Below are 15,972 nucleotides of genomic sequence, written 5' to 3' on the forward strand. Positions count from 1 at the left end.
GCCGGGGAAGGGCCTTAGGGCGTCCCACAGGGCCTCGGCGTCGGCCAGCTGGGGAAGGCGCCGCGGCGAGACAAAGGAAGTCACCTGGGCCTCCTCGACCCCGGCCCCAAGGAGCTGCTGGTACACCTCCACCTTCGTTACGGTAGGGAGGACGACCGACAAGCCTTGCAATCCGTCACGTAGCGTCACGTCGCGGACGCAAACCATTGGTTATACCCCTGATTTGACAGCATATTTTTGTGGCCCCTTCCAATACGGTTTGGTGTGCCTATCACCCAGGCCACCGAACAGCTTCCAGAACAACACCAAGTTTACACGGCATTATGCATCCTTGACCATCCTACCGCAACGCCGGTGTGAGCGCCGATGCCCCAGCGGGAGGAGGATTCACCACACGTGTTGGACGAGCTGTAATTGAGACGCTTGCGGCGCTCACGGAGGACTGACAAGAAATCGGCCGTCCGGGTGGACTCGGGGACGCTGAGTGACCGACAGGGGTGCTAACCCCGTGTCTTTTCTGCGCTCCCCGATGGCAGGGAAAATGCAAAGGGACGGGTGAAATGTCGACCCAAGAGCTCGCACAGGCTCAAACCAGGAAGCAGGTATCTCACCGGCCTGGACACTATCCCGCCGGCCCCGGCCTGGTGTTTCTTTTTGTGGTGCTCCCCCTCCTCCTGTTGCCGGTGGTGGTGCGCCACGTGGCGGTGCAGCGTCTCGATGCCTTGATCCCTGCGTCCGTGGCCATTCGGGACGTCGACCTGAACCTCTTCACCGGCAGAGCACAGGTCTCGGATCTTGTCATCGGCGGCGACGGAACCGAGACCATCCTGCGGGTGCCGACGCTCGACCTGCAGTTTTCCCGGCGCGCCCTCCTTCACCGTCAAATGATCATACACACAGTGATGGCTCACCAGCCGACGCTGCGCCTCGAGCGGACCGAAGACCGTCGCTGGAACGTCACCGAAATTTTCCGCTCTCTGGTAGAGGGGGATGCAGATACCGGCGAATTCACGATCGCGCGCTTGGACGTGCAGGGAGGCCTGATTACTGTCGTGGATCACACGACCACACCGGTGGCGAAAAGTCTCGTCAAGGATCTTGCACTCACGATACGGCCGGTGCCGCTGATCCCCGAGGCGAAGCCTGGGCAGGTCACAGGTAACTTCCAATTAGATGGAGCCCCTGTCCAGATGAGCGGCACGCTTCATCTTAGTCCGTTTGTGACTCGGCTAAAGGTGAACGCCACGCGCGTACCCCTCACGTTCTTTCAGGCGTACGTGCAGTATTTCCTTAGCGGAGCAGAGGCCGTTGCCGGGGACCTCGACGGGCGCCTGAACGTGGTCGCGACCTTGAATCAGCAAGAATATCTTGTCATCGAGATGAGCGGCGCCATTGAGGGGCGTGGCGTGGCGTTCGGATTTCCTGGCAACAAAAAGCCATTCTTTCGCGCCGCGCGGCTCACGGCCGACCCCGTCCGGGCGAGCAATATGCCGGTCGTTCACGCCGAGGTCGCCAACGTCCAGCTCACTGGGATGACCGTCCGGATCGAGCGGGACCACGACGGTAATTTCAACCTTCGGCGGCTGTGGGCTGCTATCCCACCGGAGGGTGGGGCGGGCATAACCCCGTCAGGTGCTCCGGCACCTCTCGCGATCCGACATCTCGAGGCCCGTGACAGCCGCATGTTGTTCGTGGACAGGACGGTCACTCCGACCTTCACTGATGAGCTTTCCCCCGCGACAGTTGAGGTCCGCAAACCGTCCCCGAAGACTGATCGGGCCAGCCTCAAAATAAAAGGGATCCTGGGAGGGTCCGCCCCCGTAGAACTCAGCGGGTGGTTCACGGTCGCTCGGCCCCTCAAGGTCTACCTTGAAGGGACGGTCAACGACTACGAGTTATCGCGGGTGAACCCTTACGCGGTCAAGTACGTCCGGCACCAAATCCAGCGCGGCCGCGTAACCACCAAGGTAAAATACCACTATGATGCCGGCAACCTCGACGCCGGCAATGAGATCCGTATCCGCCAGATCAAAGTCGGCGACCCCATCGAAGACGAGTTCGAAGGGCAGGTCGGCATCCCCCTCAAGCTTGCCCTTGCCCTCCTCGAGGGCCTCAATGGCGAGATCACCCTGAAGATCCCAGTGGAGGGCAAACTTGACAATCCCAAGTTCCTATTCAGCAGCGTCGTCTGGAAGGCCGTCCGAAACGGGATCTTGAAGGCCCTCACAGCCCCCTTCCGGCTGATCGGCAAGATTGTAACGGTGGGGGGAAAAATCACCGCAGTGCGGATCGATCCCATTGGCTTTCAGCCAGGCTCACTCAAGCCAGATAAGCGAGGGGTGAAGCGACTTGACCGTCTCGCCGCCTTCCTGCGAAAGCGACCAAACGTTGAGCTTCAGCTGCGCGGGCGGGCGAGTCGCCCAGAGGCGAAAGCACTGGCGCGGCAGCGCCGTCGTGCCCGTGGCTCGACCGAGCAAAAATTGCGGAAGCTTGCCGAAGACCGCGCACGCTTCATCGAGCGGGCCCTTGTCCGCCGTCGGGTCGCGGCAAAGCGGCTCTTTGTCCTGACCGCCGATCCAAACGCCGTGAAAAAGCGGGGGGCCGGTCGGGTCGAGTTTCGCATGCTCGACTGACACTCCCCTTGCCGCCGAGGATTCCCAAGCGCGGACCCCATCCGAAGACCCGACCCGACGGACTGCCCGCACGACGACTCTGGCTTGGAAACGATTTCACCTAGCGGGACCGGGGGAAGGACCTGACTTAAAAGGGGAGCTTGACCTCGGCAGGATCGGCCACTACCACCAGGATGCCTCGATCCGGATGCAGGTATCTGCGCGCGACCCGAAGGACATCCTCGCGGGTCACCGCGCGGATAATCTCGGGATAGCGGTCGGGGTAGTCCATCCCCAGGCCGTAAAACTCGACCGCAGCCAGAAAGCTCACCACTTGCCGATTCGTCTCGAACCGCAGGGGGAAGCTTCCGGTCAAGAAGCCCTTGGCCTCCTCAAGCTCCTTCGCGGTCACCCCGTTTTCGCGGATATCCCGGACCTGGCGCAGCACCTCCTCAATGGCTGAGCCCGCTGTCTCGTTTTTCGTTTGAAGACTCACCTCGAAGGCCCCGGGCAAGCGGCGGGCGCTGAAGAAGCTCTGCACGTCGTAGGCCCAGCCCTTTTCCTCACGGATGCTCCGCATCAGGCGAGAGGTCAAACCCCCGCCTCCCAGGATCAGATTCATGACTGAAAGGGCGTAATAGTCCGGATTCTTGCGCTCGATCCCCAAATGCCCCCAGACAATATTGGCCTGGGTCACCTCCCGATCGATCTTTACCACCTGCAGGCTCGCAGGGGGAGACACGGCGGATACCTCAAAGGAGGGAATCGCCTTCCGTGACCAGCCCTGGAGGTGTTTCTCTAAAGCACGCTGCATCTCTTCGAGTGTCACATCCCCTGCGGCCGCCAGGATGCTGTTGTTGGGGACATAATAGCGCTGATGAAACTCAACCAGGTCCTTCCGGGTGATCCTGGGCAGGCTCTCTTCGGTCCCCTCCACCGGCCGGCCGTACGGACGTTCCCCGAAGAGGGTTGAGGCAAAGGCCTCCTGGACCACCGTGCCGGGATCTTCCTGCTTCCGGTGGATACTCCCCTGGAGTTCCTGAACCTTTCGTGCGATCTCCTCCTTCCGAAACGCCGGACGCATCAGCACATCCGCGAGCAGTTCCAGGCCAAGATCCAAATCCCGTTTTAGGACGGTCAGTGATACTGAGGCGAGGTCCCTCGAGGCGCTGGCGCTGAGACCTCCCCCCACAAACTCGATGGTCTCACTGATTTCGGGAGCCGTTCGGCTAGCCGTTCCCAGGGGCAGGAGCTCGGCGGTGAGGTTGGCAAGCCCCGCCTTCTCTTTCGGCTCGCGCAAGGAACCAGCCTCGATCAGGACCTCGACTGTGACCATGGGGAGCATCGGCCGCTCCGCGACGAGGAGGGTCAACCCATTCTGCATCTCGACCCGGCGGCCGACCGGCGCCGCGTCGGCCAGTCTCGGCAGGGCGAGACCCAGCACAAGCATAACAAGACTGGTTTTCCTCAGCTGTCCTCGCATCTCAGGAACTCTGGCAGTCAGCTATCCGCTGTCATCTATCAGCAAGAAAGCTCTGATCTCACATGCTGAATGCTGATAGCCGACTGCTGACTGCAGACGGCTGATTAGTGACTGCCGACCGCTGATTGCTGACTGCTGTCTGTTGATTGCTGGTCTCCCGGGATAAGGACTCCCACCGTCCGCTTCTCGCTCCCAAGGTACTTCTGGGCCACCCGCCGGACATCTTCGCGGGTCACGGCACGAATCCCGGGAAGGTACACCTCCCAGTAGCGCCACCCTGCCACAATCTCGTAGGACGCCAGCTGCCGGGCCAGGCTGAAAATCGAGTCCTGACTAAAGATGAAACTAGCCTCGATCTGGTTTTTGGCCTTCTGAAGTTCCCGGGCCGAGACCAGCTCTGTCTTGATCCGCTCGATCTCATCAAACAGTGCCTGCTCCAGTTCCTCCACGCTCTTGCCGGGAAGCGAGGTCGCATAGAGACTAAAAAGGTCTGGGGCAGCGGAGACCCGGGCATAATAGGCACCCGCACCCAAGGCAAGCTGCTTTTCGTAGACCAGATGCCGGTAAAGCCGTGCACTTTTTCCACCAGCGAGGATCACTTCGAGCATGTCCAGGGCGTAGCTATCAGGATCCTTCATGTTCGGGGCATGATAGCCGGCAACAAGGGAGGGAAGCCGGGCGTCCTGCCGTCTGAGCATGACCCGCCGTTCCCCCTTTTGCGACGGTTCGTCGCTGCGTACGGGGGGTGGCTCGGGGGCCCGGGGAATCGAGCCAAACGCCTCCTGGATCCTCGGGAGAAGTTGTGCGCGGTCAAAGTCCCCAACCACGACGACCACCGCGTTGTTCGGGACATAGTACGTTTTATAAAAATTTTGGACATCTGTGCGGGTCAGCTGCCGCAGGTCCTCCATCCAGCCGATCACCGGATGGCCGTAGGGATACGCCTTGAACGCGGCCGCATTGACCTCCTCCCACAACGCACTCGACGGGTCGTCCTCGGTGCGCAACCGTCGCTCCTCCATGACCACGCTGCGCTCCCGCTTGACCTCGGCGGGGTCGAGGCGCAGGTTGACCATCCGATCCGGTTCTAACTCCAGGGGGAGTTGAATGCGATCCGCCGCAATGGTCACGAAGTAGCCAGTATAGTCCTGGCTGGTGAAGGCGTTATCGCGCCCTCCGTTCCGGCGCACCCGCCGGCTGAACTCTTGCCCCCCGATCTTTTCGGTCCCCTTGAACATCATGTGCTCGACGAGATGCGCGAGACCCGTATGCCCGAATTGCTCGTTCCGGGATCCGACCCGGTACCAGATATGAAACGTGACCACAGGCGCCTTGTGCTCCTCCAGCAAGAGCACCTTGAGCCCGTTGTCCAGTGTGGTCTCAAAGACGTCGAGTCCCCCGGCTTCAGTCCCGTGCGCCAGGAGCGGTAGCAGCGCCAGGAGCAAGCATGCCATGGGTATCCAGCGCGCACGTCTCACTGCTCCCCTCCCCTCTCCAGGTTGATTTGGACCGGGTCGTCGAGGCGGACCCCATGGCGCTTGGCAAAGCCGGCAGGAACTTCGAGTACATAGTGAACCTCTTCACGCGGCGAAAAGACCTGGGGGGCCTCGCCCGGAGCCGGTGGTTTCGCTCCCGTCACCAGATCCACCACGCGTCCATCCCGAATCCAGAGGATATCAAGGGGAAACCTCATGCCCCGCATCCATATGAGCGGCCGGGCCGGCGCCTCGTACACAAACAGTATTCCCCTTCCAGGCGCCAGGCCCTCCCGTCCGCTGAGCCCGCGGATTTTCTCCGCCTCGGTCTGGGCCACTTCGACTGTCACCACCGCTCGGTCCCCGATCCGTACCTGAGCCCCTGCAGCCACCTCGACTCCAGCACTCAGCACGCAGACAAGAATCCAGGGGAGAGACCGGCGGGTAATCATGATAATTCCTTCGGCAGCTCGCCCAATGTCGCGGTGATCATGATGCGTAGGCCATCGCGCAGGATCTCGAGCTCCACCGTCTGGCCGACCCTTTTCTGATCATCGAAGTAGGCGATGAGGTCCCTCATGCTCTTAATTTCTTGCCCATCGACGCCCACAAGCACATCGCCACCAACCCGGAGGATGGTGTTGCCGATCCGAATCCGGCGCCTTCCTCCTCGAATGCCCGCCCGGGCCGCGGGTGATCGCCGGGTCACACGGACCACCAACACCCCCTGCTCGACGCGCAGGCTTAGGGTCCGACTAATCTCCGGCGTCAGGGTAAGCCCGGAGATGCCAAGCCAGGGATGGCTTACCCGACCTTTGGTGATCAATTGCGGAACAATGCGCTTGACCTTGTTGATGGGAATCGCAAACCCAATCCCCACCGAACCGCCGCTCGGGCTGAAGATGGCCGTATTGATCCCGATCACTTCGCCGCGGGAATTCAGAAGGGGTCCGCCGCTATTGCCAGGGTTGATGGCGGCGTCGGTCTGGATCACGCCCCGGATCTCTCGCCCATTGTCGGCCCGGAGCGTTCTATCGAGTGAGCTCACCACGCCGCTGGTGACCGTCCGGTCAAGGCCGAAGGGGTTGCCGATGGCGATAGCCATCTGTCCGACCCGGAGCTGGTCCGAGTCCCCGAGCCGGACGATGTGGAACTTCTCATCCGGTACATCGATCTTGATCACGGCCAGGTCATTGAAGGGATCCCGACCGATGAGCCTCGCCGACACCTTTTTTCCACTGGCGAGCGTCACTTCGAGGCGTCTGGCATCTTCGACCACGTGATTGTTGGTGATGATATGTCCCCTCTTATCGATGATGAAGCCCGAGCCAGCCCCTTGCTGGGGAACCACGTTAAAGAAGAAATCGTAGACCATCGCCGTGCTGGTGATGTTGACCACCGCCGGGCCGACCTCTCGATAGACCCGGATGATGACTTCCTCCGCGGCGGTCAGCTCCCCCTCCGGGGTCGCTGCCCAAACGACAGGAAGCACCGCCAGCGCTTCACTCGGCTGGCGCGGGGACGGGTGGACGTCCAGAAACACAATGATCAATGCGGCAGCGATCAGGGCGGTCGTCCTAATCACCCCCGGTTTTCGCATCATAACGTATCCGCCCTCCTCATCCCTTGGAACCGCAGAAGAATAAACGTCTTACTATCCCATTTCCTTTCCGCTTGTCAATGTGCCCGATCGCTTAGACCCGCCAGACGGCTCTTGCTAGCCCGGATTATTCACATAGAAGTGAATAATCTGCCCTCCGGGCTTCGACTCCGCCCCGCGTTTGCGGGGCGTCGCTCAGGGCTAGCCTTGAGGCCCGCCGCTGCGGCGGGATCGAAACCTGCCGGTGCGGCCGAGCCCGCACCCGCAGGCGCATTATTCACGAACCGAGTGTCTTCGTGAATAATGCGGGCTAGTAAACGCAAAAAGGGACCGCCAGCAGAAGGACGGTCCCTCTTCCGACCGCGTCACGGCTTACGCCGCATCTCCTGCCCACAACATTGGGGGATGCAGTGGCCTGCCTTGAGCACCTGCACTTCCAGGCCACATCGTTCGCAGACATAGACTTCGTTCACCACAGGCACGACTCCTCCTCCTTTCAACGCATGTTAGAGTGTTGGGCGGAATGCCCTGAGCCGTAAGGAGTTTGAGACAACCGACACCGAGGAGAGCGCCATGGCCCCGCCGGCGAGGACTGGACTCATGAGCAGCCCGACCACGGGGTAGAGAACCCCCGCGGCCACCGGGATCAGGATCGTATTGTAGGCAAGCGCCCAAAAGAAGTTCTGTTTCATGGTCCGCATGGTGCGTTTGCCGAGAGCAATGGCGGTCACGACCCCCCTAAGGTCATCAGTAATCAGTGTGACATCTGATGCCTCCATCGCCACGTCGGTCCCAGTCCCGATAGCGATGCCGACATCCGCCTGGGCAAGTGCGGGGGCATCGTTGATGCCATCTCCGATCATAGCCACCACTTTTCCCTCGGCCTGCAGTTTCCGCACTTCACTGGCCTTCTCGTCCGGCAACACCTCGGCCACCACCCGATCAATCCCTACCTGCTTCGCGATGGCCTCTGCGGTCCTGCGGGTATCACCGGTGATCATCACCACCTCAAGTCCCAGGCGATGAAAGGCAGCTACCGCCTCCTGGGCATGGGGCTTCAGCGTGTCAGCCACCGCAACCATCCCGGTCAGCGTCTCGTCTATCGCCAGGAAAATCGGCGTCTTCCCTTCGCCGGCCAACCGCTGTGCCTCCTGGGCCAACCCGTTGAGGGCAAGCCCTTGCTCCTGCATCAGCTTCAGATTCCCGAGGAGGACGCGCCGCCCCTCCACGGTGGCTCGGATACCGTGACCTGGAATCGCCTCAAAGGCCTCGGGGGTGGATAGTGCCAGGCCCTCTGCCTTTGCCCGTGCCACGATGGATTCCCCCAAAGGGTGCTCTGAAGTCCGCTCTGCGCTCGCGGCCAATCGGAGCAGCTCGCGCTGCTCAGCGTTCAGGGTTGAGGGTTCAGGGTTCACGGCAAGGCCCGTTTCTGAACCCTTAATTCTGAAATCTGATGCCTGAACCCTGAACTCTGAACCCACGACGATGTCGGTGACCGATGGTTCCCCTCGGGTGAGGGTCCCGGTCTTGTCCAGCACGACCGCACTGAGCTTCGAGCTCATCTCCAGGGGCTCGGCCCCCCGAAAAAGAATCCCGTACTCCGCCCCCTTGCCGACCCCCACCATGACCGCCGTCGGAGCGGCGAGGCCTATTGCACACGGACAGGCGATCAGGAGAACGGCCATGAAGTTACTCAGCCCGAAGATAAAGGCTGGCGCCGGCCCCCAGATGAGCCAGACCCCGAAGGTAAGCACCGCGATGCTCACGACCGTGGGGACAAACACCGCAGCAATGCGGTCGGCCAGTTGCTGGATCGGCGGCTTTGAGGCCTGGGCTTGCTCTACCAGCTTGATGATCTGGGCCAGGGCGGTCTCCCTTCCCACCTTGGTCGCCTCAAAGACAAAGGAGCCGGTTTTGTTCAGGGTGGCCCCGAACACCACATTCCCGGCCCGCTTCTCGACCGGGAGACTTTCGCCGGTAAGCATCGACTCGTCCACCGCTGAGGCTCCCTCCAGGACAACGCCATCCACCGGAATCTTCTCCCCCGGGCGGACGAGAATTCGATACCCGATCTGAACCTCCTCAATGGGAACGTCCCTCTCCTCCACATCGGTTCCAACCCCGGCAGCCCGTTCGGCTATCCCTGACTCATCGCCAGGCCCGATCGGGCGAAGCACCCGGGCGGTCTTGACCTGAAGTCCCATGAGCTTTTTGATCGCCTCGCTGGTCCGACCCCGCGCCCTCGTCTCGAGCCAGCGGCCGAGGATGATCAACGTATGGAGGACCGCGACGGCCTCAAAGTAGACGGCCACCTGCCCTTCGACCGCAAAGAAGGACGGGGAGACCGTCGCTATCACGCTGTAGAGATAGCCGGCGTTTGTCCCGAGGGAGACCAGCGTGTTCATGTCAGCGGTTCTGTGTCGGAGCATGATGAAAAAACCGCGGTGAAACTGCCATCCGACCCAGAAGTGGACCGGTGTAGCCAGGAGGAACTGTGTCCATGGGCTCGAAAGGAGAGGCGGGATCCAGGCGCTCAAGAATTCGAGCCCCATATGGGGCAGAGCCCCGATGACGACCAAGCTGCTGAGCGCGGCCCCCACCACAAATTTTTTCTTGAGTTCCCGTGACTCCCGCTCCCTGAGCGCCTTCTCCCGATCGGCCGCGGCCTCCGGCGCCGCCATCTCAAGGGGGGTATACCCCGATTCCTGGATCGCCCGTCTCAGATCCGTGACCATCGTGGGCCGAGGGATGTACGAGACAACTGCCTGCCCGGTGGCGAGATTCACGCTCGCCCGGATGACCCCGGGGACCGACGCGAGTCCCTTCTCAATTCGGCTGACACAGGAGGCGCAGTGCATCCCTTCAATGGGGACCACCACCTCTTCCTGCGGCACGTCGTACCCCAGATCCTGCACAACGCGGTGGAGGGCCCCGGGCGACGTCCGTCCCGGAACGATGTGCACCTCGGCCCGCTCGGCCCCGAAGTTGACTGCCGAGTCCCGAACGCCCGGGACCGCCCGCAGGGCTTTCTCGATCCGGCTCGCGCAGCTCGCACAGTGCATCCCCCGGATCGGAAAATCGATCGTCATATCCTGCACGTCTTGTTCATGGATCATCTGCTTTGTACTCATAGCAGAAAGCTCCACTACATCGCCATCAATCAGGGCCCTTACCGACTCGGCCGGCCAAAGCGGGAAAAGACTTCCAGGAGTTCCTCGATCTTTCGCTCCCGCTGCCGATCGTTGCCTGAGGCAAAGGCGTCGGCGACACAGCTTTCGATGTGCCGACCTAGGAGCCGCTTACTCACCTGGCCCAGCGCCCCTTGCACCGCCGACACCTGGAGGAGGATGTCGACACAGTACTTCTGCTCCTGCACCATCCGCTGAATCCCCTGGACCTGTCCCTCGATCCGCTTCAGCCGGTTCAAGACCTCCCGTTTCGTCTCCTCATTAATCATCCCTGGCCCCCTCGAAAAGATCCCACAGACACTATACCCCGGTATGGTATATGACTGACACCACTCTTGTCAAGCAAATTCTCGGGCTTGCCTTGTTCAAGGGGGGACAGACACGAAATCGAGGCTAGGTGGGCGTAACGTAAATCCGCGAGGCGACATCGAGTCCGACCGCCTGCTGCGTATCCCCGATCAGCAAAAAGATGGGGCCCTGGTACGGGGCAATCCGTTTGACCTGAAGATTCACATGAGGCAAAAGTCCTAGCTCCGTGAGATAGACGAGCAAATCCGCATCCTCCTCGGGAACACTGAAGACGGTTGTCTTTGCCCCTTCTTTCATCTCAGCGAGTGTGGTTCCCGGGTAGTCAAAGGGAAGCCGGCCGCTGACGTCCGGGATGGGGTGTCCATGCGGGCAGCTCATCGGATCTTTGAGGAGCTGGACCAGCCGCTCTTCCACCTCGCCGCTCAAGATGTGTTCGAACTTGCATGCTTCGTCATAGACCTTTTCCAAAGACAACCCGAGCACATCGGCGAGAAAGCGCTCGGCCACTCGGAGCCGGCGAATGACCTGGAGCGCGATCTGTAGCCCGTCCGCGGTGACTCCAATACCCCCATCAGTCTCGGTTAACACGAGCCCCTTCTGCATCAATCGCTTAATCATGTCTGACGCAGCCGGGACGCTGATCTTTAAGAAATCGGCAACCTTGGAGGTCGTGACAGGAGCCGCCGATTGCTGGATGACCACCATCGCCTTGAGGTACATCTCTGTTTTTTCCATCAGGCCAATGTCGTGAGTCATATTCTCCCCCATGGCTTGTTGTCAATAAGTCATCGTAATCGAGCCGAAATCTGCTGTCAAGACAATCTAGTACAGGTGAGCATAATCTCGTAGAAAAGGCTTGACAGCGTATTGAATTAACCCTAGCTTAACTTGCACACTATAGCCTCCGTATGAGCCTGAATTTGCTATTTTTGTAGCTTCTCTTTGGGCCCATCGTGGTGGTTCGGGGCAGGAAGAAAGGGTCGCACCAGGTAAGCAAGTAGGGGAACCGGACATGAGAAGCTTTGCATTCCGAATAGTTACGGCCTTGACCTTGGCGACCACTCATCTGCTGACCCATTCGATAACGCCCCTGCAGGCCCGCGAGGTCGGGCTGGTGGTGGTCTACTCGGCTCGGATCGAGAGGCTCATCAAGCCGATGTTCGACGCCTTTACGGAAAAGACAGGCATCGAGGTGAAATACTTTACCGCGAAGGAGGTTGAACTCTTCGAGCGCTTGAAGGCGGAGGGATCTCACACCCCGGCTGACATCTTCATCACCGTGGATGCCGGGAATCTCTGGCTTGCAGAACAGGTGGGTCTGCTCCAGGGTTTCGCCTCGCCCGTTATAATGAAAAATATCCCGGCGCATCTGAGGGCCAAGGATAACGCCTGGGTCGGCCTTTCGGTGCGTGCGCGGCCGATCATGTACAGCACCGAGCGGGTCACGCCCTCCGCCCTCTCCACTTACGAGGCGCTGGCGGCTCCCCGATGGCGGGGACGGCTGTGCCTTCGCACCTCGCGGAAAGTGTATACCCAATCGCTCGTCGCGACGATGATCAAGACGCTCGGCGAGCAGCGAACCGAGGAGGTCGTACGTGGATGGATCGCCAACATGCGGCGGATCTTCAACAGCGACACCCAGATGCTCAAGGCCGTCGCCGCGGGACAGTGTGACGTAACCATCGCCAACACGTACTACCTCGCGCGGCTCACGGTGAAGGACCCTGAATTTCCGGTGACGGTGTTCTGGCCGAATCAAAATGGCCGGGGTGTTCATGTGAACATCTCCGGCGCCGGGGTGACGAAGCACGCCAAACACCGCACCAAGGCAATTCAGCTGATTGAGTTCCTGAGCTCAGCCGAGGCGCAGAACCTGTACGCCGACGCCAACTACGAGTATCCCGCCAACCCAGCAGTCAAGCCGAATACCCTGCTCCTCGACTGGGGGGAGTTCAAAGCGGATACGGTGGACGTCGCTGCGGCCGGCGCCCTGCAGGTGGCCGCGGTCAAGCTGTGCGACCGAGCAGGCTACAAGTAAGACAGGAGACATCCTTGGCATGGCAACAAGCGAGGTGAAATCGGTCGCATTCGGCCTCCGGCATCCCAGGCCTTGGCGCCCGCGCGATCCCTGGCCGGTGGCCGCCGGCGCCGTGGCGCTCCTCGTCGCCACGCCGATATTGATCGTGGTCTCGTCCATTGCGACGCCCAGCCTGGAGGTCTGGAGGCACCTCTGGGAGACGCAGCTCACGGAACTCATATGGAACACACTTATCTTGATCGCCGGAGTGGGGCTCGGTGTGGCTGTACTCGGAATTGGCCTTGCCTGGTTGGTGACGATGTACCGCTTTCCGGGCCGAGCAGCATTCGAATGGCTCCTCATCCTCCCCCTGGCCATGCCTGCGTATGTCATCGGCTTTGTCTTTCTGGCCATCTTCGACTATGCCGGCCCAGTCCAGAGCTGGCTGCGCCACGCCTTCGGGCCGGGGATCTGGTTCCCGGACGTCGCCTCCCCTGGCGGCGTAGTGCTGGTTATGACGCTCGTCTTTTACCCCTATGTCTACCTGCTCGCGCGCGCCGCGTTCCTCGAGCAGTCGGAAACAACCCTCGAGGCGGCCCACGCCCTCGGGGCAAGCCGCCGGAAGGTCTTCTGGAAGGTGGTGCTGCCTCTTGCCCGTCCGTCCATTGTAGCCGGTCTCACGCTGGCTCTGATGGAATCCTTGGCAGACTTCGGTACGGTCGCCATCTACGGATTCAACACGTTTACGGTGGCCATCTACCGCGTGTGGTTCGGCCTTTTTGACCGCGGAGCTGCGACGGAGCTGGCGAGTCTGCTCCTCCTTTTCACCCTCACCGTGTACCTGCTCGAGCGATCGCTACGGGGCCGCGCCCGCTTTTACCAGACCGAAGGAAAGGTCCGGCCTGCCGCTCCAAAAAGGCTCACCGGCTGGAAGGCCTGGACCGCGAGCGGGGTGGCTGGGCTCACCGTCGGTGTGGCTTTTCTGGTACCCGTCGTCCAACTCATCCTCTGGACGGTGGCCGATCTTGGGGGTTCGGACTACGACAGATATTCGGAGTACATGCTCAACACCCTGACCCTGGGAGCGATTACCGCTACTGTAGCGGTCGCAGCCGCCGTGGTGGTGGCCTACGGCCTCCGGCTGAGCCGGAGCCGGATTGTGGCCACCTTTGGCCGCATCGCGAGCATGGGATACGCCCTGCCCGGCTCGGTGATCGCGGTCGGGGTCCTGGTACCGCTCGCCTTCGTGGACCACAGCCTGGATGCCCTCCTGCTCGCCACCTGGGGCGTCGGGAGCGGCCTCCTCCTCACCGGTTCGATGGTGGGCCTGGTATTCGCCTATCTGGTCCGCTTCCTGGCAGTGAGTTGTCAGACGGTCGAAGCGAGCTTGGTCAAGATCACGCCAAACATGGACATGGCGGGCCGCTCGCTTGGAGTCAGCCAAGGGGGAGTGCTGTGGCGCATCCATCTCCCGCTGATCCGGGGTGGCCTCTGTACCGCAGCGATCCTCGTGTTCGTGGACGTGATCAAGGAAATGCCGGCCACTCTGCTTCTGAGACCTTTTGGCTATGAAACCCTTGCGCTCAGAGTCTGGGAGCTCACCTCTGAATCCCTTTGGCAAGCGGCGGCTCTGCCGGCACTGACCATTGTAGCCGTCGGGATTCTCCCGGTCCTGATTCTTGCGCGGACGAGCGTGCGTCACGATGAGACTTCTGTGTCTTGAAGAATTGACGAAGCGATTTTCTCTCCAGGATCTGCCCGCGCTGGACACCTTCTCCCTGAATGCGGAGCCTGGCGAGATCATCGCTCTCCTGGGGCCGAGCGGCAGTGGGAAGACCACCGCGTTGCGTCTCATCGCCGGCTTTGAAACGCCGGATGCCGGCGTGGTGCGAATTGGCGGGAAAATTATAGCTGACAAACAGATCTTTGTTCCTCCAGAGGAGCGGGGTGTGGGTATGGTTTTTCAGGAATACGCCCTATTCCCACATCTGACCGTGGAGTCAAATGTCGCGTTCGGCCTGAGGAAGCTGGACGCCACGACCCGGGCCCAACGGGTCCAGGGCATGCTCGAGACGGTGGGTCTTACCCCTTTTACATACCGCTATCCCCACGAACTGTCCGGGGGCCAGCAGCAGCGAGTGGCGTTGGCTCGAGCCCTGGCCCCCCGCCCATCCGTCCTGCTCCTCGACGAACCCTTCAGCAACTTGGATGCGGACCTGATGTCCCAAATGCACCTCGAGGTGTATACGATCCTCCGGGAGCTGGGGACCACCGCAATCTTTGTGACCCATGATCAAAAGGAAGCGTTCATGCTCGCAGACCGGGTCGGCATCTTGAACCAGGGGCGATTGGAGCAGATCGGTAGACCTGAGGAGATCTATCACCAGCCGGCGACCCGATTCGTGGCCCGCTTTGTGGGAAAGGCCGACTTCCTGCCCGGCCGCGTCACCGAGGAGGGAATCGTGACCGAGATTGGCACCCTGCCCAACTCCCCCGGCTTCGCGACAGGGGCGCATGTTGAAGTCATGATCCGTCCTGACCACATCGAGCTGCTTCCCGACCCGGCAGATAACGCCATGGTCCTCTCCCGACAGTTTCGAGGACCGGACAATCTTGTCGTGGTCCAGCTTCCCTCGGGAGCCACCATCCACAGTTACCACACGTCGACCCTCACCCTCCATCCCCGGGATCGGGTGAAGGTGGTGGCGAAGCCAGCCCACGTGGTGGCTTTTCAGGCAACCAAACCGTGGCTCTGATGCTTGCGCTCTGTGGAGAAGGGTGACCAGGGGAAAAGTAGGAAAACGTAGGGCTTAAAAAAGAAAAAGCGACTTCACCGGCCAGGCTGGCGGGCGAGGACGGTGAAGCCGCAGGCTCCTCCTCAAGGACTGAGGTCACACTCGGTCCCTGGGCCGAGCTTTTTCTCTTATAGCATCAGTGAGCTCTCGGAACAACCCTCTGTGTCGGCAGATGGAGCCCCACGGACTGACAAGGAGGTGTAACGATGGACCTAAACCACCAACGAAAAGGCCGGCTTCGTCAGCTCATTCGCCGCCATCAGATCCTGGAGCGCCTCGCAAGTCGACGAATTAACTATAACGCCAGCCTACTTGCAGAAGAGCTGGGGTTCACGACGAAGACCATTTATCGGGACCTTCGGGCCCTCAAGGAGGCTGGTGTCTTTATCGAGTACGATGCCCACCGGAAGAGGTACCTGATCGAAAAAAACCATCTGGCAAAGGCCTACCTGCGGGAAACCCCAGATGCGACGGGGGTCCAGGAGACGGGCCT

Annotated in this window: 14 protein-coding genes; 5 read left to right on the plus strand and 9 right to left on the minus strand. The window is 61.0% G+C overall.

Annotation, left to right across the window (positions count from 1 at the left end; genetic code table 11):
* The coding region (locus tag O6929_10160; protein MCZ6480750.1) for a hypothetical protein at positions 1-207 on the minus strand (207 nt) is incomplete at its 3' end.
* A 353-nt stretch (positions 208-560) separates the two neighbouring features.
* Here O6929_10160 and O6929_10165 point away from each other — a divergent pair.
* A complete protein-coding gene (locus O6929_10165; GenBank protein ID MCZ6480751.1) occupies positions 561-2,633 on the plus strand; it encodes a DUF748 domain-containing protein in 2,073 nt (690 codons plus the stop codon).
* Positions 2,634-2,760: 127 nt separating this feature from the next.
* Here O6929_10165 and O6929_10170 read toward each other — a convergent pair whose 3' ends face one another.
* From O6929_10170 to O6929_10205, 8 genes are all read right to left on the minus strand, one after another.
* Complete coding sequence (locus O6929_10170) at positions 2,761-4,062, minus strand: pitrilysin family protein (GenBank protein MCZ6480752.1); 1,302 nt, start codon at positions 4,060-4,062, stop codon at positions 2,761-2,763.
* 137 nt (positions 4,063-4,199) lie between these two features.
* Positions 4,200-5,573 (minus strand): pitrilysin family protein, encoded by a 1,374-nt coding sequence (locus tag O6929_10175; protein MCZ6480753.1) that lies wholly within the window; start codon positions 5,571-5,573, stop codon positions 4,200-4,202.
* Positions 5,570-6,022, minus strand: coding sequence for a DUF192 domain-containing protein (locus O6929_10180; GenBank protein ID MCZ6480754.1), 453 nt, complete (start codon positions 6,020-6,022; stop codon positions 5,570-5,572). The genes O6929_10175 and O6929_10180 overlap by 4 nt, the downstream gene beginning before the upstream one ends.
* Positions 6,019-7,173, minus strand: a complete 1,155-nt coding sequence (locus O6929_10185) for a trypsin-like peptidase domain-containing protein (GenBank protein MCZ6480755.1) — start codon at positions 7,171-7,173, stop codon at positions 6,019-6,021. The genes O6929_10180 and O6929_10185 overlap by 4 nt, the downstream gene beginning before the upstream one ends.
* Before the next feature lie 362 nt (positions 7,174-7,535).
* Positions 7,536-7,652: a desulfoferrodoxin gene (locus tag O6929_10190; GenBank protein ID MCZ6480756.1), complete on the minus strand. Its 117-nt coding sequence runs from the start codon at positions 7,650-7,652 to the stop codon at positions 7,536-7,538.
* Between the two features lie 24 nt (positions 7,653-7,676).
* Entirely contained in the window at positions 7,677-10,301 is a 2,625-nt protein-coding gene (locus tag O6929_10195; GenBank protein ID MCZ6480757.1) for a heavy metal translocating P-type ATPase, read from the minus strand.
* A gap of 38 nt (positions 10,302-10,339) precedes the next feature.
* Positions 10,340-10,627, minus strand: coding sequence for a metal-sensitive transcriptional regulator (locus O6929_10200; protein ID MCZ6480758.1), 288 nt, complete (start codon positions 10,625-10,627; stop codon positions 10,340-10,342).
* A 124-nt stretch (positions 10,628-10,751) separates the two neighbouring features.
* Positions 10,752-11,423 (minus strand): metal-dependent transcriptional regulator, encoded by a 672-nt coding sequence (locus O6929_10205; protein ID MCZ6480759.1) that lies wholly within the window; start codon positions 11,421-11,423, stop codon positions 10,752-10,754.
* 256 nt (positions 11,424-11,679) lie between these two features.
* Between O6929_10205 and O6929_10210 the strand changes: the two genes are divergently transcribed.
* From O6929_10210 to O6929_10225, 4 genes are all read left to right on the plus strand, one after another.
* Positions 11,680-12,705 (plus strand): extracellular solute-binding protein, encoded by a 1,026-nt coding sequence (locus O6929_10210; GenBank protein MCZ6480760.1) that lies wholly within the window; start codon positions 11,680-11,682, stop codon positions 12,703-12,705.
* A gap of 19 nt (positions 12,706-12,724) precedes the next feature.
* Positions 12,725-14,407, plus strand: coding sequence for an iron ABC transporter permease (locus O6929_10215; protein ID MCZ6480761.1), 1,683 nt, complete (start codon positions 12,725-12,727; stop codon positions 14,405-14,407).
* Positions 14,388-15,440: an ABC transporter ATP-binding protein gene (locus tag O6929_10220; GenBank protein MCZ6480762.1), complete on the plus strand. Its 1,053-nt coding sequence runs from the start codon at positions 14,388-14,390 to the stop codon at positions 15,438-15,440. The genes O6929_10215 and O6929_10220 overlap by 20 nt, the downstream gene beginning before the upstream one ends.
* Before the next feature lie 245 nt (positions 15,441-15,685).
* The coding region (locus tag O6929_10225; protein ID MCZ6480763.1) for a helix-turn-helix domain-containing protein at positions 15,686-15,972 on the plus strand (287 nt) is incomplete at its 3' end.

The sequence above is a fragment of the Candidatus Methylomirabilota bacterium genome, from assembly GCA_027293415.1.
In the GTDB taxonomy this organism is placed as follows: domain Bacteria; phylum Methylomirabilota; class Methylomirabilia; order Methylomirabilales; family CSP1-5; genus CSP1-5.